Raw genomic sequence first — 22,777 nt, 5'->3', positions numbered from 1 at the left:
CAAGCAGATGGACCTCGATGCGCTCGCCTCCGCCCGCCAAGACGACTGGCAGCGCCTCGACGCGCTCGCACGTCGTCGTCGTCTCGACGGCGCCGAGGCGGACGAGCTCATCGAGCGGTATCAGAGCGCCGCATCCGATCTCTCCCTCGTGCAGGCGACTGCGGGCTCGACGGCGCTCGGCGACCGGCTCTCGGTCACGCTCGCCAGAGCCCGCCTGGCGTTCACGGGCGCGCCCGAGAACCCGTTGCGGCAGTTCACCCGGTTCGCGGTCGTGAGCCTGCCCGCCGCGCTCTACCGGTTGCGGTGGCTCACCCTCGCGGTTGCAGTCGTCACGGTCGTGGTCGCCGCCCTCTACGCGTGGTGGATCGGAGCGGACCCGCGTGTGCTCGCGGCGCTCGGCAGCGAGGAGGAGCTGCGCCAGATCGCCGAAGAGGGCTTCGTCGCCTACTACTCCGAGAACCCGGCGGCCTCGTTCGCGGGGGCGGTGTGGACGAACAATGCGTGGATCGCCGCCCAGTGCGTGGCGTTCGGCATCCTCGGCGTGTGGGTGCCGTGGGTGATCCTGCAGAACGCGCAGAACCTCGGCATCAACGCAGCGGTCATGTTCGCCTACGACGAGGCCGACACCTTCTTCCTCTACATCGCGCCGCACGGGCTGCTCGAGCTCACATGCGTCTTCGTCGCAGCAGCGGCCGGCCTCCGCATCTTCTGGGCGTGGGTGGCGCCGGGGGCTCGACCGCGGGGCGTCGCGCTCGCCGAAGACGCGCGGGCGCTGTTCAGCGTCGCGATCGGGCTCGTGTTCTTCCTCTTCGTCTCAGGACTGATCGAGGGCTTCGTCACCCCTGCGCCCTGGCCGTGGCCGGTGAAGATCGGCATCGGGGTCGCGGCGCTCGGCGGATTCCTGGCGTACATGCTCGTGCTCGGCGGCCGCGCGAGTCGTGCGGGCGAGACCGGCGACCTCGTCGAATTCGACGCGGGGTCGCAGCGCATCGTCGCCGGCTGAGCTGCATCACGTTCGGAGCGGTGAGACGACGATGGCGGATGTCCCGTGGGACATCCGCCATCGTCGAGCCAGAGGTTACGCGGCGAGTTGCTTCGAACGGTCGAAGACGAGCTTGTAGATGAGGCCGGCGATCACGGCACCGAGGATCGGGGCGACGATCGACACCCAGAGCTGGGTCCATGCGATGCCGCCGCCGTAGAGCGCGGTGGCGATCGAGCGGGCCGGGTTGAACGAGGCGTTCGATACGGGGATCGCGATGAGCGCGAGCAGGGTCAGCGTGAGGCCGATCGCAAGGGGAGCGAAGCCGACGGCCGCGCGGGCGCTCGTGACGCCGAGGATCACGAGGAGGAAGATCGCGGTCGCGACCGTCTCGATGAGGAAGACCGAGCCGAGGCCGAAGCCGCCGGGGGAGAGCTCGTCGTATCCGGTCGAGGCGCCGGTGAACTTGGCGATGTCGAACAGCGGACCGGCCGAGAGGATGCCGAGCAGCACGGTCGTCGCGAGGATGCCGCCGAGGATCTGCACTGCGATGTACGGGCCGACCGCCTTCCAGGCGAACTTGCCCGCGACGGCGAGGCCGATGCTCACTGCTGGGTTGAAGTGCCCGCCCGAGACCGGGCCGAACGCGTATGCGCCGACGACGACCGTGAGACCGAGCGCCAGCGAGACACCGAGGAATCCGACGTTCAGGCCGCCTTCGCCGCCGTCGAATCCGGCCGCGAACAACACGGTGCCGATGACACCGAAGACGAGGATGAAGGTGCCGATGAACTCGGCGGTGAGCTTCTGCGCGGTCGAGGGAGCCTCGACGGTCGTTGTTGCGTCAGACACTGGGGTCCTTTCGTAGGGAAGACAAGACGGAATCGGCACCAACCCCCTGGTGCCTGAAGCGAACCTATCGACGGCTCGGGCCGGTGCGCGGGAACTTCGCGCGAATGTTGTGAATCGGCTGGGTATCGACGACGCGCCCCGTCATGCGCCGTCGTGCGGCGTCAGAAGCCGTCATCCGGGCACGTCACACGGGGCCGCGGGGCGGTCGCGCACCGTCAGAGTCTGCCGGTCGCCTTCAGCTCGAGGTAGAGGTCGGCGAGGGCGGGTGGAAGGTCGTGCGGGGCCGCGGTCACGGTGAGCGCGCCGAGTCGTCGCACCGCCGCGCCGACCCGCTCGCCGTCGAGCAGACCGCGCTCGGCCGCCGCAGCAGCGTAGACCTGCTCGAGGTCGTCGCGCTCGCGGGCGGCGTCGATGAGGCCGGGGTCGGTGACGGATGCCACGACGACGGTGTGCCGTGCCGTCAACTGCGGCAGCACCGAGAGGAGCCCTCGGGCGGTCCCGGGCGAATCGGCGGCGGTGAGCAGTACGACGAGCGCGTGCCGACTCGTGATGCGGCGCACCTGCGCGGGCACTGCGGCCCAGTCGGCCTCGATCAACTCGGCCTCGATGCCGGCCATCGCGTCGACCATCCGCGCGAGGAGCGCCGGGCCGCTGGCGCCGTGCACCCGGCCGCGGAGCCGGCGATCCCACGCGAGGAAGTCCACCTTGTCGCCGGCGTGCGAGGCCAGCGCCGCGAGCAGGAGCGAGGCCTCGAACGCGGTGTCGAGGCGGGGCTCGTCGGCGATGCGCGCGGCTGCGGTTCGCGACGTGTCGGTCACGATCACGATGCGACGATCGCGCTCGGGACGCCACGTGCGGACCATGAGCCGAGTACCGCCTGGCACCTCGGGGTCGGTGTGCCGCGCCGTGGCGCGCCAGTCGATCGAGCGCACGTCGTCGCCGCGCACGTAGTCGCGGATCGAGTCGAACTCCGTGCCCTGGCCGCGGATGAGCAGCGGTGTGCGCCCGTCGAGCTCGCGCAGGCGGGTGAGACGCGACGGCAGGTGCACGCGCGAGTGGAAGGGCGGGAGCACGCGGATCCGGCCGGGGGCCGAGAGCGTCGCCTGCCGCGACCACAGCCCCAGCGGTCCGGCCGAGCGGATCGTGACCTCGTCGCTGCGTCGGTCGCCCCGCCGCCACGGCGTGAGACCGAGCGTGACGCGTCGGCGTTCGAACGGGGGCACCCGCAGCGAGGTGCGATTCCGGCCGGCGACTCCGGCCGAGGGCTCCCAGCCGTCGCGCACGGTCGCGCGGAGCATCCGCTGCCCGAGGTTCTCGACGGTCAGCACCGACATGACCTGCTCACCGAGGCGCACACGGTCGGGCAGCTCGCGGCGCAGTGCGACGCGCCGCGGCGAGGCCGCGAGCGACAGGTCGAGCACACCCGCCCCGACGACGAGCACGAGCCAGCCGACGAGTGCGAGCCATGCCTCGGGCGCGCCGACATTCCCTGCCACGACGACGGGAACGACGCCGAGCGCGACGAGGAGGGCGAACCGTCCGGTCAGTGCCATCAGAGGATCCGGGTCATCTCAGAGCGGCACCTGCACCTGTTGCACGATCGACTGCAGCACCGCGTCGATCGAGACGCCTTCGAGCTCGGCCTCGGGCCGGAGCTGCACTCGGTGGCGCCAGACGGGCAGCAGCATCGCCTGCACGTGGTCGGGGGTGAGCGACTCGTAGCCCGTGAGCCACGCCCAGGCCTTCGCCGCGGCGAGCAGGCCGGTCGTGCCGCGCGGACTCACGCCGAGCCGCATCGACGGGCTGCGCCGCGTCGCGCGTGCCAGGTCGACGAGGTAGCCGAGCACGTCGTCCTCGACACGCACGGCGGATGCCGCTGCGCGCGCCGCTGCGAGCTCGGCGGCGCCCAGCACGGGGGTGACGCCCGCGGCGGCGAGGTCGTGCGGATCGAATCCGTCGGCGTGGCGGCGGAGGAGCGAGAGCTCGGCCTCGCGCTCGGGCACATCGAGCACGAGCTTCAGCAGGAACCGGTCGAGCTGCGCCTCGGGCAGCGAGTAGGTGCCCTCGTACTCGATCGGGTTCTGCGTCGCCGCGACCATGAACGGGTCGGGCAGCGGCCGGGTGACCCCGTCGGCCGAGACCTGACGCTCCTCCATCGCCTCGAGCAGGGCCGATTGCGTCTTCGGCGGCGTGCGGTTGATCTCGTCGGCGAGCAGGATGTTCGTGAACACCGGTCCCTCGCGGAACGCGAACTCGCCGGAGCGCGGGTCGTAGGCGAGCGAGCCGGTGACATCGCCCGGCATCAGGTCGGGCGTGAACTGCAGGCGGCGGGTGTCGAGCTGCAGGGTGCGGCTGAGCGTCCGCACGAGCAGCGTCTTCGCGACGCCGGGCACGCCCTCGAGCAGTACGTGGCCGCGCGTCAGCAGGGCGATGATGAGGCCCGTGACGGCGCCGTCCTGACCGACGACGGCCTTGCCGACCTCGGTGCGCACGCGGTTGAGCGCGGCGCGCAACTCGTCGTCGGTGGCAGCGATCGCCGGAGCGGTTGTGGGATCGGTCATGGTCGCCTTCCTGTGGGGTCGTCACGATCGGTGGGCGCGCCGCCGCGTGGGTCGAGTGAGCGCTGCACCTCGGCCTCGAGCTCCGCGAGCCCCGCGGCGCGGTCGACGAGCGCGCGGTCGTCGACGGGCAGGTCGTCCGCCAGCAGCCGGTGCACGGATGCGCCGTCTCGGCCGGTCGCCCGCGCCGCGGCATCCGTGACCTCGTCGACGCCTGCGGACCGGGGGAGTCGGAGCATGCGCGCGATGCGGATGACCGCGCCGATTCGCAGCTGGTCGAGCGCATGCGTGCGAGACGCCGTGCGGGCGTAGAGCCGCGCGCGACCCCCGCTCGTCTCGCCCGCCGGTACGTGCACCGGCAGGCGCTCCACGACGAGCGGCCCGAATCTGCGGCCCTGCCAGATGCCGGCGACGATGACCACGACGAACGCGAGCACCATCACCGGGCTCACCCACCCCGGGGTGAGTTCGGCCAGGGACGGGGCGTCGGCGCCGTCGGCATCCGCCGGGCCGGGCAGGTACCAGACGAGTTCGTCGGTGGCACCCGTGAGCCCGATCGCGAGCGCGGCATTGCCGGCCTCGGTGATGGTCTGGTTCGCGAACACGCTCGTCGAGCCGACGATCGTGAGCTCGGCACCGCCCGGAGCGGGTCCGGTCGCGACCGCGAAGCCGAAGTCGCCATCGCGGAAGCAGCCCTGCCATCCGGCCTCGACCGCCGCATCGTCGACGGTGACGAGCCGCTGCCCGTTGGAGAGCGAGCCGGCCAGCTCCGCGGGGCCCAGGTCGCACGCGACCTCGTCGAGCGGCCCGCTCGCGGCGCCCGCGAAGCGGACTCCCGGTGCGAGCGTCTCGAGGACGGTGAACCCCGGCTCGACGACGATCAACCGATCGGCGGCCTCGGACAGCTCCGTGAGCCGACGCTCGTCGAGGATCGCGTACTCGTCGTAGAGCAGCACCGTCGCCGTGTCGTCGGCGGCGTCGAGCGCGGCGTCGAAGGAGCGCGACTCGGTGACGACGACCCCGTGATCGCGGAGCACCTCGACGAGCGCCTTCGCGCCGGCGGGTGCGGGGTTGTCGGCCGCGAGCGGGGAGCCGGGCGTGCGTGCGCCGCCCTGGATCACCATCACGAGCAGCGCGCCGAGCACGAGCACCGCGGCGATCACGATCCAGGCGCGGCTTCGCTTCAGGAACCCTCGCACGGTGGGGGTCACTGCGGGCGCGGAGGCACCGTCGTCGGGGGGTGTCGGAGGGCTCGCAGGTGTCGCAGCACCCGCGTCGCGGGCTTCGATCGTCGCGCTCATCGAACGGCCCCGACGCCGTCGCGTTCGGGAGCGGGCGCCTCGGGGCCGCCGCGCCCCGCAGGACGCGCGTCGGCGATGCGTCGCTCCAGCTCGGTCACCCGGGCGTACTCCTCGGGTGAACCCTCACGACCGAGGTAGCGCACGCCGTCGAATCCGCTCGCCGAATCGCGCAGTCCGGCGGCCAGATCGGGGAAGGAGCGCGCCGCTGCATCCGCGAACGCACGCGCGGTCGTGCCGGGGTGCACCGTGACGACCTCGCGCTCGACGAGTCCGCGCACGACCGCGCGGAACCGCTCCTCGATCGCGAGGGGCCAATCGCCGGCGGCCGCAGCCGAGGTCGCGGCTCGTCGCAGGGTCTCGAGATCCCTGAGATCGTGGTCGTCGAAGAGCGGCACCTCGCTCCGTCGGCGTCGCCGGAGTCGTGGCAGCCCGAAGACGATGAGTCCCACGATCACGACGGCGACGGCGAGCAGCACGAGCAGCAGGATGAGCACGGGTCCGGGCAGGCCCGTGGCGCCGTCGAACAGCCCGACGAACCAGTCCCGGATCGCCTGCATCGCGAGATCGAACGGGCTCGGCTGGGCCGCCTGGTACTCGGGCCCGGTCAGTTCGTCTTCGAGCCACCGACGCGCCTCGGGCGCGTCGGGATCGAGCGGCGTCGCGGGCAGCCGGATCACGGCCATGCGGGAGCGGAGGCCGGGTCGGGGTTCGTCGTCGCGGCCGCCGGGGCGCGGTAGGGGTCGCTCGTCGCCATGCCGGCATCGCGCTGCTCGATGTGCCGCACGAGGTCGAGGTCGAGGGCCTCGGTGCGCATCCGCAGGTCGATGTAGATGACGGCGACGAGCGCGGCCTGCACGACGGCCGTGAGCGCGCCGATCAGCAGCGAGAGCACGAGGGTGACGACGGCGGTGACGACCGTGATCGCGATCGCCGCACCCGTGCCGGTCGGGTCGATGATCGCGGCGAGGATCGTGCCGATGAGCGAGACCGGCTGCACGACGACCTGAGCCGCGAGGTTGAGGATGAACCCGACGAGCAGCAGCGTGCCGAAGGTTCGCCAGAAGAACCCGTCGGTGAGGCGCCACGAACGCTTCATCGCCGTGCCGATTCCGGCGCCTTCGAGCACGATGACGCTCGGCACGAGCGAGAGCTTCGTGCCGAGCCATGCAGCGACGACCGCCACGCCGAGCGCAGCGATGATCATGACGAGGATCGTCACGATGACGGTCACGGGGTCGAAGAAGGTCGCGGCGACGATGACCGCGATGAAGAGCGCGAAGGCCACCAGGATCGCGCCGGTGACCATCGCGGTCCAGCCGAGGAGCGGCCAGAAGCGCTTCGCCGCGGCCTTCCAGAGCGCGGCGAACCGGAGCCGTTCGCCGAGGGTGCCGCTCGCGACCTCGACGACCATCACTCCCTGCAGGAACGCGCCCGCGATGAGCGAGAAGGCGAGGGGAACGAGCATCAGCAACAGGAAGCCGCCGACCGCACCCGACATCAGCGCATCGGCGTCGGCGGAATCGGTCGCACTCTCCACCCGGGAGAAGACGAAGACCATGAACGGCACGAAGACCGCCATCATCGCGACGACCGAGACGAGCTGCACCACGAGACCGGTGCCGAACGTCGCCGCGGGGTTTCGCCGCAGCACCTTGAACGGAGCCCAGAGCACCGTGCCGAAGCCCAGCGGATGCAGCGGGAGGAGGCCCGGCTTCGGCGGCGGCGTCCAGCCGAGCGGCGCGCCGGGTGCCGGCGCTCCGCCGTATGCCGGGGGCGCTGCGGCCGTCGGCGGCGGGAAGCCCGACGTGGGCGGCGCGGCGACCGGCGGCGGGAAGGCCGACGGGTCGAACCGGGGCGTGCCCGACGCATCCGGTGTCGGTGTCGGAGCGGGAGCACCGCCGGGCGCCTGCCAATCGTGGTTCGACACCTGTGGGGCTCCTTCCGGCGGATTCCCACCATGCTCGCACATTTCGCCGACGCGCCGGGCACCCCTCGAACGCCCGTCCGGTGGTCTTCTCGCCCTGACCGACTACGCTTTAGGCACTGGTTTCAGCCGTGACCCGGCGGTGCTGACAGGAATGAAGGATGAACCCACGCGTACTCGTCGTCGATGACGACACGGCCCTCGCCGAGATGATCGGCATCGTGCTGCGCACCGAAGGGTTCGAACCCTTCTTCTGCGCTGACGGCACCGGGGCGCTCGCCGCCTTCCGCGAGTCGAAGCCCGATCTCGTGCTGCTCGACCTCATGCTCCCCGGAATCGACGGCATCGAGGTGTGCGGGCGGATCCGTGCGGAGTCGGGCACACCCATCATCATGCTCACCGCGAAGACCGACACCGCCGACGTGGTCAAGGGACTCGAATCGGGCGCCGACGACTACATGGTCAAGCCCTTCAACCCGAAGGAGCTCATCGCGCGCATCCGCACGCGGCTGCGGCCGACGCCCGATCAGGCCGTGTCGACGCTCAACATCGGCGACCTCACGATCGATGCCGCCGGTCATGAGGTGCGCCGCGGCGACGCCCGCATCAACCTCACCCCGCTCGAGTTCGACCTGCTCCTGACCCTCGCGTCGAAGCCGCAGCAGGTCTTCACTCGAGAGATGCTGCTCGAGCAGGTGTGGGGCTATCACTACAAAGCCGACACCCGGCTCGTGAACGTGCACGTGCAGCGGCTCCGCGCCAAGGTCGAGCACGATCCCGACAACCCCCGCATCGTGATGACCGTGCGCGGCGTCGGGTATCGAGCCGGCGCGACCACCTAGGGGCACGGATGTCGCAGGCGGAGGCCCCGGCCCGGTTCCGGGTCGGTTCGTGGCGCGAGGTCCGGCATACGCTCGCCTCGCTGCCGCGCCACGCGCTCGAGTTGTGGCGGCGATCGCTGCAGTTCCGCACCGTCGTCATCACCTTCGCCCTCTCGTCGCTCGCGATCCTCGTGATCGGGCTGTACATCTCGTTCAGCATCGCGTCGAACCTCTTCAAGACCCAGCTCGACAGCGCCCTCGGCGACGCCAACCTGGCGACGATCGCCGCCCAGCGGATCCTCGAGGGTTCCGAAGCCGCCGACCGGGCGTCGTTGCAGGACACGATGGCCTCGGTCGTGCAGACGGTGCGCAGCGTGTCGGGCAGCTCGGCGATCGCGTATTTCCAGCCCGATGATGTGTCGAGCCTGAACGCCCCGCCCACGCGAATCGCCCCGAGCCTTTCCGGGGTCATCACGCCGGAGCTCCACGAGCGCGTGCGCGCCGATCCCGGCGGCCAGTACTGGCAGTCGGTGGCACTCGAGGGCACCGATGGCGGGGAGGATCCGGGCGTCGTCGTCGGCAGCTCCATCGGGGTGCCGGGGGTCGGCGAGTACGAGCTGTACATCGGCTACAACTTCGCCGCCGCGCAGGAGACGCTCGCGTTCATGCAGCTCGTCGGCACGATCGGCGCGATCGCGCTGCTCGTGCTGCTGAGCGCGATCACGCTGCTCGTCGTGCGATGGGTGATCGAGCCGATCCGTTCGGCCGCGACGACGAGCCGGCGGCTCGCGGCCGGCGATCTCGGCGTGCGCATGCCCGAGAAGGGCGAAGACGAGCTCGCGACGCTCGCCGCCTCGTTCAACGGCATGGCCGACAGCCTGCAGGCGCGCATCCGCGAACTCGCCGAGCTCTCGGTCATGCAGCAGCGGTTCGTCTCCGATGTCTCGCATGAGCTGCGCACCCCCCTCACGACGATCCGGCTCGCGGGCGACGTGCTGTACGGCCAGCGCGACGATTTCCCCGGTCCGACCTCGCGCACGGTCGAGTTGCTGCACACGCAGACGGAGCGTTTCGAGACCCTGCTCTCCGACCTGCTCGAGATCAGTCGCTACGACGCGGGTTCGGTCGAGCTCGCGACCGAGCCGACGAACCTCGTGCACCTGGCGGGCGACGCGATCGAGTCGATGCACGAGCTCGCCCGCAGTCGCGGCAGCGAGCTGCGACTCGAGGCGCCGGGCGGCCACCTCGACGCGAGAGTCGATCCCCGTCGCATCCGCCGCATCGTGAGGAACCTGCTCGGCAACGCGATCGAGCATGGCGAGGGGCGCCCGATCGTCGTCTCCGTCGACAGCAACGAGTCGGCCATCGCCCTGTCGGTTCGCGACTACGGGCTCGGCATGACCGCCGAGGAGTCGGCCCGCGTGTTCGACCGGTTCTGGCGGGCCGATCCGAGCCGTACGCGCACGATCGGCGGTACCGGGCTCGGACTCGCGATCGCGCTCGAGGACGCCGTCGCGCACGGCGGCACCCTCGAAGTGTGGTCGCGACGTGGTTCGGGCACCGTGTTCCGCCTGACGCTGCCGCGCTCCGGCGTCGCCTTCGACGAGGCGATCGCCTCTCCGCTGCCGCTCGAGCCCGATGACATCGACGCCACGGGGCCGCCGGCGACCGGAGTGGTGCGCGCCGTCGACACCGAAGCGACGGTCGAGACGGATGCCGCGGGGCGCGCCGCGGCGAAGCGGGCCGGCGCCGGCGGATGGGAGGCGCACGATGCGTAGACGCGTGTTCGGGGCATCCGTCGTCGTCGCGGTGACCGCGCTGCTCGCCGGTTGCGTGTCGATTCCGAGTTCGGGTGGGGTCAACGCTGGGTCACCGCCGATCGTCGAGGAATCGCTCGAGCTCGATACGATCGTGCCGCCGCCCGTGAAGGACGCGACGCCGCAGCAGATCGTCGAGGGCTTCCTCGAGGCTGCGGCCAGCCCGCGCAACAAGTACCAGGCCGCGAGGGACTTCCTCACGCCCGCCTTCGCCGACGAGTGGAACCCGAACGCGGCCGCCACGGTCGACGTGCTCCGCGACCGCGAGTTCACCGAGGTCGGTGACGCGGTGATCGTCGTCGACGCGACTCCGGCCGCGCAGCTCTCGGACACTGGCGAGTACGACACCTCGGAATCGACCGCGATCGAACTCGGCTACGAACTCGAGCAGAACGAGGAGGGTCAGTGGCGCATCTCGCTCGCGCCTGACGGACTGCTGATCGACGAGACGACCTTCGCCCAGACCTTCCGCAGCTATCCGCTCTACTTCTACTCAGCGGACTTCGACTACCTCGTGCCCGACCTGCGCTGGTTCGCCGGCCGAGACTCGGCCCAGACGAGCATCGTGCGGGCCCTGCTCGTCGGTCCCTCCGAATGGCTGAAAGCCGGAGTCCGCTCGGCGTTCCCCGAGGGGTCGCGCCTCGACTCTGGATCCGTCCCCGTGGCCGGCCGGGTGGCGAGCGTCGACATATCGGGGGCGACCGACGACGATGTCACGAGCGTGCAGCGCATGGAGTTCCAGTTGCAGGAGAGCCTCGACGGGGTGCGGAACGTCGACTCCGTCGTCTTGGCGCTGAACGGCGTCGAGCAGGATGTGCCGGAGCTCTCACCCGTCCCCGTGAAGAACCCGCCGGTCGATCCCAGGCAGGTCGTCTACGACGGCACGACCTTCGGCTACCTCGCACCCTCGGGTGAGGCCATCGAGCAGATCCCCGATCTCTCCCCGCAGGTCGAGGCGATGGCCCCGATCGGGGCCGCGCTCGGCGCGAGCGGCGAGGTCGCCGCCGTGCTCGCGGCAGATGGGGTCTCGGTCGTGCGAACGGGCGAGGAGCCCGAGCTGCTCGACCCCAGGGGCGGACTCATCGTGCCTGCGATCGACGGCACCGACGCCGTCTGGTCGGTGCCGGCCGGGCTTCCCGGGCAGCTCGTCGTCTATCCCGGCGACCGGTCGCTCGATGCCATCCAGCTCCCGGTGCCATGGGCCGGTTCGTCGATCGCGGCGCTCGAGATCTCACGCGACTCGTCGCGACTCGTCGCACTCCTCGGCGACGGCAACGCGACCCAATTCGTCGCCGCCTCGATCCAGCGCGACGCCGCCGGCACGCCGACGGCGCTGAGCGCGGTGACACTCGGGCTCTCCGATGTCGCGGGCACCCCGCGCGACGTCGCGTGGCTCGACGCAGGCACGGTCGCCTCGCTCACCGAGCTGCCCGATGGCACCACCCGGGTGATCACGCAGGTGCTCGGCGGCCTCGCCGTTTCACGGCCGGGGCCCGACGGCGGCCGCGCGATCGACGGGGGCAACAGCGTCAGCGATCTCCGACTCCTGACCGGCGACGGGTTCCTCGAGGCGCCCAGCGGAGTCGGTTGGCAGGCGCGGGCGGAGGGCATCCGGCTCCTGGCCTCGCAGCAGCCCGACTGAGCGGACTCGTCCTCCACAGCGGCTGACGTCGCGGTGCCGGCCTTCCGAGCGGCTCGCCGAAGCTCTGGAGCCGCCGCGATCCGCGAGGCTCGGGGGATGGCCGAGATCAGCACCCTGTGATGGCGTGGGAACGCACGGCAGTACTCGCAGTCGTGCGTGAGTCCGTGCGAGATGCGCTCGCGGTGCTCCTTCCGGTGGCCTGCTCCGGGTGCGGCACCGGCGACCGTGCCGTCTGCGCGTCGTGCCGCGTCGCCCTCGTCCCGGAGCCGCGGCGCATCGATCGCGCCGGTCTCGCCGTCTGGGCCGGTCTCGAGTACGCGGGCGCGGTCGCATCGGTACTCGGCGCCTTCAAGGACGGGGCCCGAACGGATGCCGCGACCGCTCTCGTACCGGCACTGCGCGCATCGTTGCAGGCCGCGCTCGCCGGCGTCCCGCACGGCGCAGCGGTCGAGGTGTGCACGATCCCGTCGACGCCGGCCGCCCGTCGCGCCCGCGGATTCGTTCCCGTCGAGGTGCTGCTCCGGCGCTGCGGCATCCGGCCGGTGCCGGTGCTCGCCCTCGCGAGGGAGCGCGCCGACCAGGCCGGGCTCGGCGCGGCGGAGCGGCGACGGAATGCCGCGGGCGGGCTGGTCGCAAGGCCGCGCGTTCGCACGTTCCCCCGCACCCGGAGACCTCTCTTCGACCCCCTCGCCCCACTCGCGGGGCGGCGCTTCCTCCTCGTCGACGACATCGTCACGACGGGCTCGACCCTCGCTGAAGCGGTGCGGGCGCTCGCCGCGGCCGGCGGTGAGACGGTGGCGATCGCGGTGCTCGCCGAGACGCCGCGCAGGTTCCCGCGACACGCAGGCAGCTCACGGCAAACTCTCCGTGACATCGCCGCGCAAGGGGGCTACGGTGGCAGGACAGGCGTGGTCGATCCACCCTTCAGAACCGGGTGACACGTCGGTGAACGGAGGTCGTCATGGAACTGAACATCGTCGGACGAAACCTGGGGATCACGGACCGATTCCGCGCCTACGTGGCGGAGAAGTCCGAGAAGGTGTCGCATCTGGCAGAGCGCGCGATCTCACTCGACGTGAAGCTCAGCCGGCACAACGAGAAGAACGGCAACCCCGGGCCCGACCGCGTCGAGCTCACCCTGGTCGGCAAGGGGCCCGTGGTCCGTGCCGAGGCTGACGGCTCAGACAAGTACGCGGCGTTCGACGTCGCACTCGGGCGATTGCTCGAGCGCATCCGGCGGGCGAAGGATCGCCGGAAGGTCCATCGCGGGGGTTCCCGGCGACCGACCTCGCTCCGCGAAGCCACCGACGCCGGATTCTCCGAGGTCGGCGTCCAGGCCGCGGCGCCCGAGGTGCTCGCACAGGTGCGCACCGGCAGCATCCCCGTCGTCGACGAGTTCGAACCGCATGTCGATGAAGACGAGGTGTACACCCCGGTCGTCATCAGGCGGAAGGTGTTCGCGGCGACGCCCATGACGGTCGACGACGCGCTCTACTTCATGGAGCTCGTCGGGCACGACTTCTACCTCTTCGTCGACGCCGAGTCGGGTCGCCCGAGCGTCGTCTACCGTCGGAAGGGATGGGACTACGGGCTCATCGGTCTCGATGAGCGGGCGGAGACACGATCGCCGGCCACGTCTCCCGTGGAGCTCCAGCGCGCCACCGCGTGACGTCGACCTCCTGAGTCGTAGCGCTCATCGACCCCGTCGGACGGATCGGCTTCGGCCGGGGCGTCCGATGGGGTCGGGAAGGCGCAGCCCGTTCACCGATAGCATGGCTAAGATAGCCGTCTGCATGGCGGCAGCGGGCGTGCCCGGACTGCATCCGCGGCCGTGCGCCCAACGACAACGGGAGAACATTCGTGGCTTCGATTCTGGAAAGGGTCCTCCGCGTCGGTGAGGGCCGCACCCTCAAGCGGCTGGAGAACTACGCAGCGGCGATCAACGCCCTCGAAGACGGTTTCCAGGCGCTCAGCGACGACGAACTGCGCAACGAGACCGTCGAACTCCGCGAGCGCTATTCGAACGGCGAATCGCTCGACGACCTGCTGCCCGAGGCGTTCGCCGCGGTGCGCGAGGCGAGCCGCCGGACGCTCGGCCTCCGCCACTTCGACGTACAGCTCATGGGCGGGGCAGCGCTCCACCTCGGCAACATCGCCGAGATGAAGACGGGTGAGGGCAAGACCCTCGTCGCCACCACCGCCGCCTACCTGAACGCGCTCACGAGCCGGGGCGTGCACGTCATCACGGTCAACGACTTCCTCGCGAGCTACCAGTCCGAGCTCATGGGTCGCGTCTTCCGCGCACTCGGCATGACCACCGGATGCATCGTGGCGGGGCAGAACCCGCAGGTGCGCCGCGAGCAGTACGCCGCCGACATCACCTACGGCACGAACAACGAGTTCGGCTTCGACTACCTGCGCGACAACATGGCGTGGCAGGCGACCGACATGGTGCAGCGCGGCCACCACTTCGCGATCGTCGACGAGGTCGACTCGATCCTCATCGACGAGGCCCGCACGCCGCTCATCATCTCGGGCCCGGCTTCGGGCGAGGCGAACCGCTGGTTCACCGAGTTCGCGAATCTCGCGAAGCGACTCGTGCCCGACGTCGACTACGAGGTCGACGAGAAGAAGCGCACCGTCGGCGTGCTCGAGTCCGGCATCGAGAAAGTCGAGGACTACCTCGGCATCGACAACCTCTACGAGTCGGCGAACACGCCGCTCATCTCGTTCCTCAACAACTCGATCAAGGCCAACGCGCTGTTCAAGCGCGACAAGGACTACGTCGTCATGAACGGCGAGGTGCTGATCGTCGACGAGCACACCGGCCGCATCCTCGTCGGCCGCCGCTACAACGAGGGCATCCACCAGGCGATCGAGGCGAAGGAGGGCGTGCAGGTCAAGGCCGAGAACCAGACTCTCGCGACCGTCACGCTGCAGAACTACTTCCGCCTCTATTCGAAGCTCTCGGGCATGACGGGTACCGCCGAGACCGAGGCATCCGAGTTCATGTCGACCTACAAGCTCGGCGTGGTGCCGATCCCCACGAACAAGCCGATGGTGCGCATCGACCAGCCCGACCTCGTCTACAAGAACGAGGAGGCGAAGTTCGCCCAGGTCGTGGAAGACATCGTGGAACGCCACAAGCAGGGTCAGCCCGTGCTCGTCGGCACCACGAGCGTGGAGAAGAGCGAGTACCTGTCGCGACTCCTCGCCAAGAAGGGCGTGCGGCACGAGGTGCTGAACGCGAAGAACCACGCTCGCGAAGCCGCGATCGTCGCACAGGCCGGCCGCCACGGCGCGGTCACGGTGGCGACGAACATGGCCGGTCGTGGCACCGACGTCATGCTCGGCGGCAACGCCGAGTTCATCGCCGTGCAGCTCATGCACGAACGGGGTCTCAGCCCGGTCGAGACTCCCGAGGAGTACGAGGCCGCATGGGACGAGGTGTTCGACAAGGTCAAGTCCGAGGTCGCCGTCGAGGCTGAGAAGGTGCTCACGGCCGGCGGACTCTACGTGCTCGGCACCGAGCGGCACGAGTCGCGACGCATCGACAACCAGCTGCGCGGTCGTTCGGGCCGTCAGGGCGATCCCGGTGAGAGCCGGTTCTACCTCTCGCTCACCGACGACCTCATGCGACTGTTCAATGCCGGCGCGGCCGAGAGCCTCATGTCGCGCGGGGTGCCCGACGACGTCGCCATCGAGTCCAAGGTGGTCTCACGGGCCATCCGCTCGGCGCAGTCGCAGGTCGAGGCGCGCAACGCCGAGATCCGCAAGAACGTGCTGAAGTACGACGACGTGCTGAATCGCCAGCGCGAGGCGATCTACAGCGACCGCCGGCACATCCTCGAGGGCGACGACCTGCACGAACGCACGCAGAAGTTCCTCGAAGACGTCATCGACGAGGTGCTCGACTCGCACACCGCAGAGGGCAACCCCGAGGAGTGGGACTTCGACGCCCTCTGGACGGAGCTGAAGACGCTCTACCCGATCGGCATCACGATCGACGAGGTCGTCGCCGAGGCCGGCGAGAAGGGCCGGGTCAACCGCGACTTCATCCGCCGTGAGATCCTCTCCGACGCGAAGGTCGCCTACGCCCGCCGTGAGGAGCAGCTCGGCTCGCCCGCCATGCGCGAGCTCGAGCGTCGTGTCGTGCTCTCGGTCATCGACCGTCGCTGGCGCGACCACCTCTACGAGATGGACTACCTGAAGGACGGCATCGGCCTGCGTGCCATGGCGCAGCGCGACCCGCTGGTCGAGTACCAGCGCGAGGGCTACGCGATGTTCCAGCAGATGATGGGTTCGATCCGCGAGGAGACCGTCGGCTTCCTCTTCAACCTCGAGGTCGAAGTGGCACCGCAGGCCGGTGCCGGAGCGAAGATCGAGGCGAAGGGCCTCGGCCGACAGGGTGCATCCGACGACAAGCTCAGCTATTCGGCGCCGAGTGACGCGGGCGGCGTCGAGGTGCGCAACCAGCGCGGCCAGGTGCAGCAGGCCGCGACGCAGCGTGCGCGCCGCGCCGTCGCCGAGAGCCAGGCCCCCGCGGCCGAGGAGTCGCGCGGTGCCTTCGGCCAGCGCACCGGTGGCGAGGTCGCGCCGCAGAATCGCGCCGAGCGTCGGGCCCAGGACCGCAAGGGGAACTGACACGAGTCGACGAGACCCCGGTCGGTGCAGCGCACCGACCGGGGTCTCGTGCATCACCGGCCCCGTGCAGTCGGGCGCGTGTCAGCGAGAGGTGCGTCGACCGACGCGGCAGCGCCGGTGAACCGAACGTCTCAGAGCACGCCGATGGCGCTTGCGCGCCATCGCTGGTCGAAGCCCTCGATGCGGATCGCGACCGCTCGGGATCGAGCGCGCTGGTGCACCATGACGACGGCCTCGATCACCCCGTCGACCGGTTCGTGCAGGTGCACCCGACCGATCGAGAATGCCGGGCGCTGCGGCGACTGTCCCTTCACCCGGCGCGCGCGGGCCGCGAGCACGACTCGCTTCGAGAGGTTGCGGTAGACGTCGTCGTCGACCCACCTCGCGAGTTGCTCGAGATCGCGTGCGCCCGCGAGCGCCTCGATGACGCAGTGGGTGAGACTGCGCAAGAGCGGCTCGGGATCGGGCAGCTCGGTGCGCCGTGCGGGTTGGCGGCCGAAGAACTCGTCATCGCTGAGAAGGTGCGCCGAAGTGCTGCGATTCACGGCGGTTCGGGTGCCGATCGCGTCGCGTGCGGTCATCTGTGCTCCATGGGGGAGGAGTGGCTCGCATCGTCTTTCGACTGTGCGACAGGATCACCCCCGTGTGGGGGACATGGGTGATGCCTGTGTGAACCGTAAATGAGCGGTCGAAACAGTGTCAAGAGATTTCCTCGCCTGTGGATAACGTTTCGGAGACGCGACATCGCGATGTAGCGTCGCTGCATGCGTTGGGACCTGCTGTTCGACGACCTCGAGTCGCAGCTCGACCAGGAGCAGCGTGACGAGGAGCGCGCCCTCGCGATCGAGGAGGAGCGCCTGCGGCTCAGCCGCCTGACCCTTCGGGATCGACTCTCGGCGATCGCGCGATCAGTTTCCGACGACGCCGTCGCGATCGAACTGCACGGCGGCCGCACGATCTCGTTCCGCCCGCAGGTCTTCGGCCGCGACTGGGTCAGCGGTCGATCCGCGGAACCTGGGCAGGGCGGCGCCCAGTGCGTCGTGCCCATCGCCGCGATCGCGGCCGTGCTGCCCACTCGCGCGCAGCTCGATCCGAGTCTCGAGTCGGTACCAGAGGCATCCGCTCGCATCGCCGAACGGATCGGGCTGCCATTCGTGCTGCGCGATCTCTGCCGTCGCCGAACCCCGGTTCGCCTCTGCACCATCGACGGCGAGGTGCACGGCACGATCGATCGGGTCGCGCGCGATCACCTCGACCTCGCACTGCACGACGCCGACCGGCCGCGCCGTGACAACGCCGTGCACGGCTACCGCATCGTGCCGCTCGCGCGACTGCTGGTGGTCGACTTCCGCTGACGGCGCGGCGTCAGTCGACCGGCCGGAGCCGCCCGGTGCGGGCACCGGAGAGTTCGGTGATGTTCGAGAACTCGCCCTGGTTCCACGCGGAGAGCTTGCGGGTCTCTTCGTACTGGAGCTCGATCCAGACCTCGAGTTGCACACGTTCGATGCGCCACGGCCCGGCGGTCCCGACCCGGATCGCCGGCAGCTCACCGGAGCGGATCAGCTCGTCGACCGCTGCGACGTCGACGGCGAGGATCTCGGCCGCATCGGCGAGCGTGAGGAACCGGCCGATCTCGTCGCCCGAACCTGGAGAGGTCATGTCTTGATTATCGACCGGCCGGGGCTCGGCGGCGACGATTGTGGATAACTTCGGACCCGTGTCGCGGCTTCGGGCGACGATGGACGACGGCGCGACCCGGCGCCGGTTCGAAGGGAACGCACATGATGGCACGTCGCCCCCGGCGCGGTGAGCGGGGAGCCCTCCGTCTCGACCCTCGCCTGATCATCGGGATGGTGCTGATCGCGGGTTCGACGTTCGGTGTGTGGAGCCTCGTCTCCGGTCTCGACGACGGTGTCGAGGTCTATGCGGCACGAGACACGCTGACCCCCGGCACGACCGTCACCGCCGATGATCTCGCCACCGAATCCGTGCGGCTCGGCGGGAGCGCGACGCACTACCTCGCCGTCGGCGAGCTGCCCGAGGGCGGGCTCGTCGTCGCCCGCACGATCGAGGCCGGCGAACTCGTGCCCGATGCCGCCGTCGACGAGACCGATCGCACCGGCCTCGCGACCGTCGTCGTCCCGAGCAGGGGGCCGCTGCCCAGCGACGTCGCCGCCGGAACGAGGGTCGACGTCTGGACGGCGAAAGAGGCCGAGCGCGGCTACGAGCCGCCCACGGTGCTCGTGTCGGACGCCGAGATCGGGGGCGTCATCGAGGCGGAGGGCATGGTCTCGACCGGCGGCACCTCGGTCGAACTCCTCGTTCCCCGCGAGAAGGTGGCCGCGTTGCTCGGCGCATTGGCGTCGGGCGACGCGATCGATCTCGTGCCGGCCCGGTCGTCGGGGGAATGACGTGGCACGGCTCGCGCTCGCGCTCGACGGCTCCACTGAGGATCGCATCCTCGCGGACATCATCGAGCACGGCCACACGGTCGTCGCGCGGCTGGCGAGCTGGCGCGTCCTGCTCGAGAACCTCGACGTGCTCGGCCCCGATGTCGCCGTCGTCGGCGCTGCCCGCACCACGCTGAGTGCCGAGCTGCTCGCCGGCTGCGATGAACGGGGCATCCGACTGATCGCGCTCGCGGCGAGCGACGCCGAACGAGCTCACGCCTCGCAGCTCGGCCTGCTCGAGGTCGTCGATCACGAGGCGCCGTGGACCGAGATCGAACCCCTCGTGAGCGGTGGAGTCCCGGTGCCGTCGCGGGTCGGCGACCCGCTCGCGCGTCAGGAGCGCGCGGCATCCGTCATCGCCGTCTGGGGGCCGAGCGGAGCCCCCGGGCGCACGACCCTCGCCGTGAACCTCGCCGCCGAGATCGCAGCCGCCGGTCACACCGTCGCGCTCGTCGACGGCGACCCCTACGGCGGCGCGATCGCGCCGATGCTCGGCCTGCTCGACGAAGCGCCGGGATTCGCGTCGGCCTGCAGGCTCGCGGGCGCCGATGCACTCGATCGCGTCGAACTCGAACGCATCGCGCAGCGCTACTCGGCGCCGCGCGCCGCGTTCAACGTGTTCACGGGACTCGTCGGGCCGAGCCGCTGGCCAGAGTTGTCGGGTGATCGGGTCACCGCTGCGATCGGGGCGATGCGAGAGTGGGTCGAGTACGTGGTGATCGACACCGGCTTCAGCCTCGAACGCGATGAGGAGCTGACGAGCGACCAGTTCGCGCCGCGTCGCAATGCCGCGACCTTCGCCGCGCTCTCCGCCGCCGACCGTGTCGTCGCCGTGGGCCTCGCCGATCCCGTCGGTCTCTCCCGGCTCCTTCGGGGACATGTCGATCTCGTCGATCTCGTCGACCCCGAGCGGGTCGACCTCGTCGTGAACCGCGTGCGCACGAGCGCGCTCGGCATCGACGCCCACGCCCAGGTGCGCCAGACCCTGCGCCGGTTCGGCGGACACGGCGACGCGACACTCCTGCCGCACGATTCCAGGGCGACGGATGCCGCCATCCTCACTGCCCGCACGCTGCGCGACGCGGCGCCGCGCTCGCCGCTGCGCACGGCCATCCGCGACTACGCGCTCGAGGCGTTCCTCCCCGCCCCGAAGCCGGCGCGCCGTCGTGTTCTCGCGATTCCGGCCCTGCGACGGGCGGCGACCGGCTGAGGTGCTGCCCGGGCAGTACGCTTGAACCGTGTCGACCCTCAGTGATCTCGTCCTCGCCCAGGGCCGCAGCAGTCAGGCCGATGTCGACTGGCTGCACATGCTCGTCGGCGACCTGCAGTTGCTCGCCGATCTCGCGTTCGCCGACATCGTGCTGTGGGTGCCCTCCGGTGACGACGCGTTCGTCGCCGTCGCGCACTCGCGTCCGTCGAGTGCCGCGACGCTCTTCTACCGCGACTTCGTCGGCCAGGAGATCAAGCAGCAATGGCGCGAGCTCGTCGGCCAGGCCTACTCGACCGCTCGCATCGTGGATTCATCCGCTCCCGACTGGTACGAGGAGATGCCGACCCGGGTGCGCGCCGTGCCCGTCATGCGCCGCCTCACGACGACCGGCACGAGTGTCGCACCAGAGCCCGTCGCCGTCATCACCCGCCACACCAACCTCGGCGCGACGCGCACGCCGAGTCGGCAGGAACTCACCTTCAACGAGTGCGCCGAAGAGCTCTTCCAGATGATCGCGTCGGGGGACTTCCCCGACCTCGGCGCGCCGACCGGGCCGCGGCGCGGCGCCCCGCGCGCCTCCGACGGTCTCATCCGCCTCGACGTCGACGGCATCACGACCTTCGCGAGCCCCAACGCGCTCTCTGCGTTCAACCGCATGGGATTCGACGACGAGCTCGAGGGGGAGTCGCTCGCCGAGGTCACCACGCGACTCCTCGCGGGCAAGCTCGTCGTCGACGAGTCGCTTCCGCTCGTGGTGACCGGCCGTGCACCCTGGCGCACCGACGTCGAATCGAGGGGCGTCACCGTCTCGCTCCGGGCGATTCCGATCCGGCACCGCGGTGAGCGCATCGGCGCGATCGTGCTGAGCCGCGACGTCACCGAGCTCCGCCACCAGGAGCAGGAGCTCATCACCAAGGATGCGACGATCCGCGAGATCCACCACCGGGTGAAGAACAACCTGCAGACCGTCGCATCGCTCCTGCGCATCCAGGCGCGTCGCACGCACTCCGACGAGGCGCGCGAGGCGCTCACGCAGGCAATGCGCCGCGTCGGGGCGATCGCCGTCGTGCACGACACCCTCTCAGAAGGGCTCTCGCAGAACGTCGACTTCGATGCGGTGTTCGACCGCACGCTGCTGCTCGTCGCCGAGGTCGCCGCAGCGCACAACACGACGGCCCACCCCAAGCGCTCGGGCTCGTTCGGAGTGCTGCCGAGCGAGTACGCGACTCCGCTCGCGCTCGCCCTCACCGAGCTCGTCACGAACGCCGTCGAGCACGGCCTCGCCGGTCAGGAGGGCGACGTCGAGATCACTGCCGACCGCTCCCAGACGACGCTCACCGTGACGGTGCGCGACACCGGCTCGGGCCTGCCGGAGGGCAAGGTCGGCGAAGGGCTCGGCACGCAGATCGTGCGGACGCTCATCCAGGGCGAGTTGAGCGGCACGATCGACTGGCACACCGTCGTCGGTCGCGGCACCGAGGTCACGATCGAGGTGCCGCTCCGCTGGATCGCGCCCGCCTGATCCGAACGGATGTCGCGGGCCGCCGGTCCCTGTCGCCGTCCGGAGCCGCGAGCCGATGGCGGAGGCGCCGCCTCAGCCCTCGCCCTCGCCGCTGAGGAGCGCGTCGAGGTCGCCGACCGGTGCGAGATGCGCGAGCTTGCCGGGGTTCAGCTGGTTCGCGATCACGCTCGCGGAACCATCGGCGAAGGCCACCATGAGCACGCTCAGCAACGCGCCGTCGGGGCCGCGGACCCAGAGCGCCGGGCCGCCGTTCACCGATCGTCGTTCGAATCGCACGCCGACCCTGGCTCCGCGCCGAACGAGTCCTGCCAGGAATCGCGCCACGGCGACCGCGCCGTGCATGGGGTGCTGGATGGCGGGCGCCCGGCCGCCGCCGTCACCGTAGAACACCACGTCGTCGGCCAGACGGTCGACGAGACCGTCGACGTCGCCCGCCTCGACTGCGGCGAAGAACGCCTCCGCCAGGGCGGAGTCGCGTTCGTCGACGCCGTCGAATCGCGACCGCCGCTCGGCGATGCGAACCTTCGCCCGGTGCAGGATCTGGCGGCACGCCGCCTCGTCGCGATCGACGACCTCGCCGATCGCGCGGTAGTCGTAGGCGAACACCTCGCGCAGCAGGAACACGGCACGCTCGACGGGGCCGAGCCGCTCGAGCACGGCCAGGAACGCGAACGACAGCGTCTCGTCGCGCTCGATGCGATGGGCGGGATCCGCATCGTCGTCGGGCAGCGGTTCCGGCATCCACGGACCGACGTAGACCTCGCGGTTGCGGCGGGCTGAGCGCAGCACGTCGATGGCGAGTCGGGTCGTGACCGTGACGGCGAAGGCGTCGGGATTGCGGATCTCCTCGCCGGCTGCCTGATGCTCGTGCATGCGCACGTAGGCGTCCTGCACGACGTCCTCCGCCTCGACGACGCTCCCGAGCATGCGGTAGGCGATGGAGAACATGAGGGGGCGAAGAGCCTCCTGCGTCTCGCCGGTGATCGTCATGCTTCGAGGATGGCACACGCGACGCATCGCGGTCCCGCTGTCACGGATGCGGTGCGCTCCTCGT

The 22,777-nt window shown here is 70.5% G+C and carries 20 protein-coding genes; 11 read left to right on the top strand and 9 right to left on the bottom strand.

Going from position 1 to position 22,777, the window contains the following annotated elements:
- Nucleotides 1-7 precede the first annotated feature (7 nt).
- Entirely contained in the window at nucleotides 8-1,003 is a 996-nt protein-coding gene (locus tag ACFCVM_RS04070; protein ID WP_375834177.1) for a stage II sporulation protein M, read from the top strand.
- A gap of 75 nt (nucleotides 1,004-1,078) precedes the next feature.
- Here ACFCVM_RS04070 and aqpZ read toward each other — a convergent pair whose 3' ends face one another.
- From aqpZ to ACFCVM_RS04040, 6 genes are all read right to left on the bottom strand, one after another.
- Nucleotides 1,079-1,834: an aquaporin Z gene (aqpZ, locus tag ACFCVM_RS04065; protein WP_375834175.1), complete on the bottom strand. Its 756-nt coding sequence runs from the start codon at nucleotides 1,832-1,834 to the stop codon at nucleotides 1,079-1,081.
- A gap of 215 nt (nucleotides 1,835-2,049) precedes the next feature.
- Complete coding sequence (locus ACFCVM_RS04060) at nucleotides 2,050-3,387, bottom strand: DUF58 domain-containing protein (RefSeq protein WP_375834172.1); 1,338 nt, start codon at nucleotides 3,385-3,387, stop codon at nucleotides 2,050-2,052.
- Nucleotides 3,388-3,405: 18 nt separating this feature from the next.
- Nucleotides 3,406-4,395, bottom strand: a complete 990-nt coding sequence (locus tag ACFCVM_RS04055; protein WP_375834170.1) for an AAA family ATPase — start codon at nucleotides 4,393-4,395, stop codon at nucleotides 3,406-3,408.
- Complete coding sequence (locus ACFCVM_RS04050; protein WP_375834167.1) at nucleotides 4,392-5,693, bottom strand: DUF4350 domain-containing protein; 1,302 nt, start codon at nucleotides 5,691-5,693, stop codon at nucleotides 4,392-4,394. Before ACFCVM_RS04050 ends, ACFCVM_RS04055 begins: the two co-directional genes overlap by 4 nt.
- Nucleotides 5,690-6,376: a DUF4129 domain-containing protein gene (locus ACFCVM_RS04045; protein ID WP_375834164.1), complete on the bottom strand. Its 687-nt coding sequence runs from the start codon at nucleotides 6,374-6,376 to the stop codon at nucleotides 5,690-5,692. The genes ACFCVM_RS04050 and ACFCVM_RS04045 overlap by 4 nt, the downstream gene beginning before the upstream one ends.
- Nucleotides 6,367-7,620: a hypothetical protein gene (locus ACFCVM_RS04040; protein WP_375834161.1), complete on the bottom strand. Its 1,254-nt coding sequence runs from the start codon at nucleotides 7,618-7,620 to the stop codon at nucleotides 6,367-6,369. The genes ACFCVM_RS04045 and ACFCVM_RS04040 overlap by 10 nt, the downstream gene beginning before the upstream one ends.
- 158 nt (nucleotides 7,621-7,778) lie before the next feature.
- Here ACFCVM_RS04040 and mtrA point away from each other — a divergent pair, with 158 nt between their 5' ends.
- The 6 genes from mtrA (at nucleotide 7,779) to secA (ending at nucleotide 16,541) form a co-directional block, all read left to right on the top strand.
- Nucleotides 7,779-8,459, top strand: a complete 681-nt coding sequence (gene mtrA, locus ACFCVM_RS04035) for an MtrAB system response regulator MtrA (RefSeq protein ID WP_375834159.1) — start codon at nucleotides 7,779-7,781, stop codon at nucleotides 8,457-8,459.
- A gap of 8 nt (nucleotides 8,460-8,467) precedes the next feature.
- A complete protein-coding gene (gene mtrB, locus ACFCVM_RS04030; protein ID WP_375834156.1) occupies nucleotides 8,468-10,216 on the top strand; it encodes an MtrAB system histidine kinase MtrB in 1,749 nt (582 codons plus the stop codon).
- On the top strand, nucleotides 10,209-11,897 hold the full coding sequence (locus tag ACFCVM_RS04025) for a GerMN domain-containing protein (RefSeq protein ID WP_375834154.1): 1,689 nt from the start codon (nucleotides 10,209-10,211) through the stop codon (nucleotides 11,895-11,897). The genes mtrB and ACFCVM_RS04025 overlap by 8 nt, the downstream gene beginning before the upstream one ends.
- 152 nt (nucleotides 11,898-12,049) lie before the next feature.
- A complete protein-coding gene (locus ACFCVM_RS04020) occupies nucleotides 12,050-12,835 on the top strand; it encodes a ComF family protein (protein ID WP_375834151.1) in 786 nt (261 codons plus the stop codon).
- A 23-nt stretch (nucleotides 12,836-12,858) separates the two neighbouring features.
- A complete protein-coding gene (hpf, locus tag ACFCVM_RS04015; RefSeq protein WP_375834148.1) occupies nucleotides 12,859-13,566 on the top strand; it encodes a ribosome hibernation-promoting factor, HPF/YfiA family in 708 nt (235 codons plus the stop codon).
- 191 nt (nucleotides 13,567-13,757) lie between these two features.
- Nucleotides 13,758-16,541, top strand: coding sequence for a preprotein translocase subunit SecA (gene secA / locus ACFCVM_RS04010; protein WP_375834145.1), 2,784 nt, complete (start codon nucleotides 13,758-13,760; stop codon nucleotides 16,539-16,541).
- A 131-nt stretch (nucleotides 16,542-16,672) separates the two neighbouring features.
- Here the strand turns inward: secA and ACFCVM_RS04005 are convergent, their stop codons facing one another.
- The gene (locus ACFCVM_RS04005; RefSeq protein ID WP_375834143.1) at nucleotides 16,673-17,122 is read right to left on the bottom strand and encodes an Rv3235 family protein; all 450 of its coding nucleotides are present in this window, start codon (nucleotides 17,120-17,122) and stop codon (nucleotides 16,673-16,675) included.
- Between the two features lie 183 nt (nucleotides 17,123-17,305).
- Between ACFCVM_RS04005 and ACFCVM_RS04000 the strand changes: the two genes are divergently transcribed.
- Nucleotides 17,306-17,896 (top strand): hypothetical protein, encoded by a 591-nt coding sequence (locus tag ACFCVM_RS04000; protein ID WP_375834141.1) that lies wholly within the window; start codon nucleotides 17,306-17,308, stop codon nucleotides 17,894-17,896.
- A 10-nt stretch (nucleotides 17,897-17,906) separates the two neighbouring features.
- Here ACFCVM_RS04000 and ACFCVM_RS03995 read toward each other — a convergent pair whose 3' ends face one another.
- Nucleotides 17,907-18,200 (bottom strand): helix-turn-helix domain-containing protein, encoded by a 294-nt coding sequence (locus tag ACFCVM_RS03995; protein WP_375834138.1) that lies wholly within the window; start codon nucleotides 18,198-18,200, stop codon nucleotides 17,907-17,909.
- A gap of 122 nt (nucleotides 18,201-18,322) precedes the next feature.
- Here ACFCVM_RS03995 and ACFCVM_RS03990 point away from each other — a divergent pair, with 122 nt between their 5' ends.
- The 3 genes from ACFCVM_RS03990 to ACFCVM_RS03980 are packed head-to-tail and all read left to right on the top strand — an operon-like array spanning nucleotide 18,323 to nucleotide 21,723.
- Complete coding sequence (locus tag ACFCVM_RS03990; RefSeq protein ID WP_375834135.1) at nucleotides 18,323-18,952, top strand: SAF domain-containing protein; 630 nt, start codon at nucleotides 18,323-18,325, stop codon at nucleotides 18,950-18,952.
- Between the two features lies 1 nt (nucleotide 18,953).
- On the top strand, nucleotides 18,954-20,201 hold the full coding sequence (locus ACFCVM_RS03985) for a CpaE family protein (RefSeq protein ID WP_375834133.1): 1,248 nt from the start codon (nucleotides 18,954-18,956) through the stop codon (nucleotides 20,199-20,201).
- A gap of 28 nt (nucleotides 20,202-20,229) precedes the next feature.
- Entirely contained in the window at nucleotides 20,230-21,723 is a 1,494-nt protein-coding gene (locus ACFCVM_RS03980) for a sensor histidine kinase (protein ID WP_375834130.1), read from the top strand.
- A gap of 72 nt (nucleotides 21,724-21,795) precedes the next feature.
- On the opposite strand, the gene sigJ is transcribed toward ACFCVM_RS03980, so the two are convergent.
- The gene (gene sigJ, locus ACFCVM_RS03975; protein ID WP_375834128.1) at nucleotides 21,796-22,713 is read right to left on the bottom strand and encodes an RNA polymerase sigma factor SigJ; all 918 of its coding nucleotides are present in this window, start codon (nucleotides 22,711-22,713) and stop codon (nucleotides 21,796-21,798) included.
- Nucleotides 22,714-22,777: the final 64 nt, after the last annotated feature.

The organism is Agromyces sp. NPDC056389 (genome assembly GCF_042262385.1).
Taxonomy (GTDB): domain Bacteria; phylum Actinomycetota; class Actinomycetes; order Actinomycetales; family Microbacteriaceae; genus Agromyces.
The sequence above is the reverse complement of the archived record's forward strand: the minus strand, read 5'-3'. Positions and strand labels throughout refer to the sequence as shown.

What these genes read in the sequence shown, in the direction of transcription:
- mtrA (WP_375834159.1), top strand. Translation starts at nt 7,779, where the DNA reads ATGAACCCACGCGTACTCGTCGTCGATGACGACACGGCCCTCGCCGAG.
- sigJ (WP_375834128.1), bottom strand. Translation starts at nt 22,713, where the DNA reads ATGACGATCACCGGCGAGACGCAGGAGGCTCTTCGCCCCCTCATGTTC.
- ACFCVM_RS04050 (WP_375834167.1), bottom strand. Translation starts at nt 5,693, where the DNA reads ATGAGCGCGACGATCGAAGCCCGCGACGCGGGTGCTGCGACACCTGCG.
- ACFCVM_RS04025 (WP_375834154.1), top strand. Translation starts at nt 10,209, where the DNA reads ATGCGTAGACGCGTGTTCGGGGCATCCGTCGTCGTCGCGGTGACCGCG.
- ACFCVM_RS03995 (WP_375834138.1), bottom strand. Translation starts at nt 18,200, where the DNA reads ATGACCTCTCCAGGTTCGGGCGACGAGATCGGCCGGTTCCTCACGCTC.
- ACFCVM_RS04005 (WP_375834143.1), bottom strand. Translation starts at nt 17,122, where the DNA reads ATGACCGCACGCGACGCGATCGGCACCCGAACCGCCGTGAATCGCAGC.
- hpf (WP_375834148.1), top strand. Translation starts at nt 12,859, where the DNA reads ATGGAACTGAACATCGTCGGACGAAACCTGGGGATCACGGACCGATTC.
- ACFCVM_RS04055 (WP_375834170.1), bottom strand. Translation starts at nt 4,395, where the DNA reads ATGACCGATCCCACAACCGCTCCGGCGATCGCTGCCACCGACGACGAG.
- ACFCVM_RS04045 (WP_375834164.1), bottom strand. Translation starts at nt 6,376, where the DNA reads ATGGCCGTGATCCGGCTGCCCGCGACGCCGCTCGATCCCGACGCGCCC.
- ACFCVM_RS04070 (WP_375834177.1), top strand. Translation starts at nt 8, where the DNA reads ATGGACCTCGATGCGCTCGCCTCCGCCCGCCAAGACGACTGGCAGCGC.
- mtrB (WP_375834156.1), top strand. Translation starts at nt 8,468, where the DNA reads ATGTCGCAGGCGGAGGCCCCGGCCCGGTTCCGGGTCGGTTCGTGGCGC.
- ACFCVM_RS04060 (WP_375834172.1), bottom strand. Translation starts at nt 3,387, where the DNA reads ATGGCACTGACCGGACGGTTCGCCCTCCTCGTCGCGCTCGGCGTCGTT.
- ACFCVM_RS04000 (WP_375834141.1), top strand. Translation starts at nt 17,306, where the DNA reads ATGCGTTGGGACCTGCTGTTCGACGACCTCGAGTCGCAGCTCGACCAG.
- ACFCVM_RS03990 (WP_375834135.1), top strand. Translation starts at nt 18,323, where the DNA reads ATGATGGCACGTCGCCCCCGGCGCGGTGAGCGGGGAGCCCTCCGTCTC.